This is a genomic window from Streptomyces sp. NPDC002130 (assembly GCF_040296465.1).
Lineage (GTDB): Bacteria > Actinomycetota > Actinomycetes > Streptomycetales > Streptomycetaceae > Streptomyces.
Genome location: NZ_JBEOXI010000415.1, coordinates 1 through 4,463 on the forward strand (window position 1 = coordinate 1; position 4,463 = coordinate 4,463).

General features: G+C 69.0%; 3 protein-coding genes and 2 pseudogenes. 3 read left to right on the forward strand and 2 right to left on the reverse strand.

Annotated elements, in window-relative coordinates:
• The 3 genes and pseudogenes from ABT116_RS39940 to ABT116_RS39950 all read left to right on the forward strand — a co-directional run.
• The coding region (locus ABT116_RS39940) for an FAD-dependent oxidoreductase (RefSeq protein ID WP_351644839.1) at window positions 1-1,353 on the forward strand (1,353 nt) is incomplete at its 5' end.
• Window positions 1,354-1,511: 158 nt separating this feature from the next.
• Window positions 1,512-2,006, forward strand: coding sequence for a lamin tail domain-containing protein (locus tag ABT116_RS39945; protein WP_351644842.1), 495 nt, complete (start codon window positions 1,512-1,514; stop codon window positions 2,004-2,006).
• 93 nt (window positions 2,007-2,099) lie between these two features.
• A pseudogene (locus tag ABT116_RS39950) lies at window positions 2,100-2,924 on the forward strand (alpha/beta hydrolase); the annotation flags it as partial.
• Window positions 2,925-3,258: 334 nt separating this feature from the next.
• On the opposite strand, the gene ABT116_RS39955 reads toward ABT116_RS39950, so the two are convergent.
• Window positions 3,259-3,822, reverse strand: coding sequence for a hypothetical protein (locus tag ABT116_RS39955; RefSeq protein WP_351644845.1), 564 nt, complete (start codon window positions 3,820-3,822; stop codon window positions 3,259-3,261).
• Window positions 3,823-3,988: 166 nt separating this feature from the next.
• Window positions 3,989-4,463 (reverse strand): annotated as a pseudogene (locus ABT116_RS39960) (hypothetical protein); the annotation flags it as partial.

The following is a 4,463-nucleotide window of genomic DNA, read 5'->3' on the forward strand; positions in this document are numbered from 1 at the left end:
CTGCGGGTCGCCATCGTCGGATCCGGCCCCGCCGGGATCTACGCCGCCGACGCCCTGCTCAAGTCCGAGGTGGCCGCCGAACCCGGTGTGTCCATAGACATCTTCGAGCGCATGCCGGCGCCGTTCGGCCTGATCCGTTACGGCGTCGCCCCCGACCACCCGCGGATCAAGGGCATCATCACCGCCCTGCACCAGGTGCTCGACAAGCCGCAGATCCGGCTCTTCGGCAACGTGGACTACGGCACCGACATCGGCCTGGACGACCTGCGCGCGTTCTACGACGGCGTGATCTTCGCGACCGGCGCGACGGCCGACCGGGCGCTCTCGCTACCGGGCATCGACCTCGAAGGCTCGTACGGCGCCGCGGACTTCGTGTCCTGGTACGACGGTCACCCGGATGTCCCGCGCACCTGGCCGCTGGAGGCGGAGAAGGTCGCCGTGCTCGGCGTCGGCAACGTCGCGCTCGACATCGCGCGCGTCCTGGCCAAGACGGCGGACGAGCTGCTGCCGACCGAGATCCCGGCGAACGTCTACGAGGGTCTGAAGGCCAACCGGGCCAAGGAGATCCACGTGTTCGGCCGACGCGGCCCGGCGCAGGCGAAGTTCAGCCCGATGGAGCTGCGGGAGCTGGACCACTCCCCCAACATCGAGGTCATCGTCGACCCCGAGGACATCGACTACGACGAGGGCTCGATCACCACGCGGCGCGGCAACAAGCAGGCCGACATGGTGGCCAAGACCCTGGAGAACTGGGCGATCCGCGACGTCGGCGACCGGCCCCACAAGCTCTTCCTGCACTTCTTCGAGTCGCCGGTCGAGGTCCTCGGTGAGGACGGCAAGGTCGTGGGCCTGCGCACCGAGCGCACGGAACTCGACGGCACCGGCAACGTCAAGGGCACCGGCACCTTCAACACCTGGGACGTCGGCGCGGTGTACCGCGCGGTCGGCTACCTGTCCGACAAACTCCCCAAGCTGCCCTGGGACATCGACTCCGGCACCGTTCCGGACGAGGGCGGCCGGGTCATCCAGGAGACGGGCGAGCACCTGCAGTCCACGTACGTCACCGGCTGGATCCGGCGCGGCCCCATCGGCCTCATCGGGCACACCAAGGGCGACGCCAACGAGACGGTGAAGAACCTGCTGGAGGACTACGCGGGCGGCAGGCTGCACACGCCCGCCGCCCCGGCCCCCGAGGCCGTGGACGCGTTCCTCGCCGAGCGCGACATCCGCTTCACCACCTGGGACGGCTGGTACAAGCTGGACGCCGCGGAGAAGGCTCTGGGCGAGCCCGAGGGCCGCGAGCGCGTGAAGATCGTCGAGCGCGAGGACATGCTGCGGGCCAGCGGCGCCTGACGCTTCACACCTGAACGGTTTCACATCCCGCGGGGCGGGTTCGGTGGCGATGTCACCGGACCCGCCCTTCTGCGTACTTGAAGCGTGTACGATCCGGATGCTTCACCGAACCATCACATCGCCTTCACTTGAAGGCCATGCAGGGGGGACGAACGTCCATGCGTATACGCCTTGTCGCCACCACGGCCGTCGCCGCCGGGGCCCTCACCGCCCTCTCGGCGGTTCCGGCCCAGGCCGCCGAGTACGACTCCGCGCTCAAGATCCGGGGCATCCAGTACGACGCTCCCGGCAGCGACTCGAACCGCTGCTCGGGCGGGAACACCCACGAGGAATACCTGACCATCAAGAACTACGCGCGCTCCACGACGGTGAACCTCAAGGGGTACGTCGTGAAGGACGCCGCGGGCAACAAGTTCACCTTCACCGCGAGCCACACCCTTCAGCCCGGTGACTACGTGAAGCTGCGCGGCGGCAACGGGGCCGACTCCGACACCAAGAACGTCGTCTACCGCGACAACTGCAACTTCATGTGGAACAACGACAAGGACACCATCTACGTGTACAAGCCGTCCGGCAGCCGCGCCGACGTGCACTCGTACACCAAGCACGGCTCCGACCCGGACGGCAACGGGTACATCACCTACCACGGCTGAGCCTTTTGCCGACCCGGCAACAGGCTTGGCGTGCGGCGCGGCGGGCCCTGGATGATCGGTGGGCCGAACGTCCTTCGGATCGCGGGAGGATCCATGCCGCAGACGTCCGCCGCCGACCGCACACATCGCCTGGTGCCCACACCGGCCGGCCGCACCCACCTCGTGGAGCAGGGCGCCGGACCGCTCGTCCTCCTGCTGCACGGGTTCCCCGAGTCCTGGTACGCCTGGCGCCACCAGTTGCCCGCTCTGGCAGCAGCCGGCTACCGCGCGGTCGCCGTGGACGTACGCGGTTACGGACGCTCGTCCCGGCCCCCGGAGGCGGACGCGTACCGGATGCTCGAGCTCGTGGAGGACAACGTCGCCGTGGTGGAGGCGCTGGGCGAGTCGTCCGCCGTGCTCGTCGGGCACGACTGGGGCGCGACCATCGCGGCGACCTCCGCTCTGGTCCGGCCGGAGATCTTCCGCGCGGTGGGGCTGCTGAGCGTGCCCTACACCCCGCCGGGTGGGCCGCGACCGAGTGAGGTTTTCGCGCGGTTGGGGGGTGACGAGGAGTTCTACGTCTCCTACTTCCAGGAGCCGGGCCGGGCCGAGGCGGAGATCGAGCCCGACGTGCGCGGCTGGCTCGCGGGCTTCTAGGCGGCCCTGTCGGCGGACACGCTGCCCGAGGCCGACCCCCATTTCGTGGCCCTCGGCGGTCGGTTGCGCGACCGGTTCCCCGCCGGCCGGCTGCCGGGGTGGCTGAGTGAGGCCGACCTCGACGTCTACGCCGCGGAGTTCGAACGCACCGGACTGACCGGGGCGCTGAACCGGTACCGGAACATGGACCGCGACTGGCAGGACCTCGCGGACTTCGCCGGTGCCCCTGTCACCCAGCCGTCGCTGTTCATCGGAGGCACCCTGGACGCGTCCACGACCTGGCCCTGGGCAACATGAGGAGGAATTCGCGATTCTCGTCGATCAGGCCGGAGGACGTGGCGAGGTCGTACCAGGCCTTGTTGAGCCGCTCCACGAATCGCGGATCGTCGTACTCGACCAGGCAGAACCCGAAAACCCGCTCTCGTTCGTACCCCAGGACATGCGGTATCGCCGAGCCCGGGACAGCGTCGGGTATCACCTCGAGCCCGGCTCGCAGCAGCGGTCTGATCACCTTGCGGTACCTCTCCTGCCGGCCCAACCCGTCCCCCCTGCCCCACGACTTGCTTGGCTTAATCCTGCCGCATTCAGCCTATGGCCGAGATCGCCCGGGCAAGTCCTAGTGGCTGTCGAGCCAGCGGCGTGCCGCCAGGCTCAGCGGTGCCTCGTCCGGATCGCCCATGTCGTCCATGGTGCCGTCCGTCAGATCGTCGGCCCACTCGCGGAGGACCTGCGAACGATGCGGCGCCTTCAGCACCGAGGTGCTGATGGCGTGCTCCCACGTCGTGGCGAAGCACAGCACGTTCCCGTCGAGGGAAAGCATGCTGAACTCGGGGCGGTAGGGGGCACTGCCGAGCAGCCCGTCAGCACCCTTGCCCATGATGTCCCACTCGCTCTGCAGCTCGACGCAGTGCCACCGTGCGAGGCGGTCCTGGCCGGGGTGGAGCGCGATCAGGAACCTGCGGTCGGTCTCGGAGAAGAGTCCTCCGTCGACCGACAGCCGGTACCAGTCGGCGTTCGCCTTCTCGTGCAGCTGCGGATCGAGGAAGTCCAGCATGGCCTCGACGCGCCCGTCCTCAGACGGGACGCTCGGTGCCTGGCTGGTGACGGTGGGCGGAAGGAGCCCGTCGGGCGCGGTCCAGCCCTCCACGATGCGCAGACCGGCTGCGGCGAGAGACTTCATGATCCCATCATGCCGTCTCCGCGATCAGCACACAGGGCACGGCGGTGCTCGGCTCCGCGCCCGGGCCGACGCCCGTTATGGCAGACGGCCATGCGTTCCTCGATACCGCAACCGCAGCAAACGCGGTCATCCCCGTTATACACATGATCGTCCGGACAAGTCCTAGTCGGCGGTAATGGCTGGCCTGGGCTCGGGCCTGATGGCGGCGTCGCCAGTCGGACCAGCCGAGCCGATGGGCTGCACCGTGCACGGGCCGAACGACGAGCGTGGTGAATAGTCGCTGGATCTCGTTGCAGGTGAGCGGGATCAGCCCGTCCGGGGCGGAATGGCGGGCGTGTTCGTCAGCGCGGACGACGGCGAGAAAGGCGTGGGCGAGCACGACCAGGGTGACCCAGCGAGACCACGAGGTGAAACGGCGGACCTGGTGCTCGTCCAGTCCGGCCAGGCCCTTTCCGGACTGGAAGGTCTCTTCCACCCGCCATTTCGACCCGGCGACCCGGCGACCCCGCGACCCCGCGACCCGGCGACCCGGCGACCCGGCGACCCGCACCAGCGTGGCCAAAGGCAGCGCAGCCGGCGACCAGCAACGGTCGTAAGCCAGTTCACCGGTGGTGCGGTTGCGGCGGATCAGCATTTGGTGG

What these genes read in the sequence shown, in the direction of transcription:
- ABT116_RS39945 (WP_351644842.1), top strand. Translation starts at nt 1,512, where the DNA reads ATGCGTATACGCCTTGTCGCCACCACGGCCGTCGCCGCCGGGGCCCTC.
- ABT116_RS39955 (WP_351644845.1), bottom strand. Translation starts at nt 3,822, where the DNA reads ATGAAGTCTCTCGCCGCAGCCGGTCTGCGCATCGTGGAGGGCTGGACC.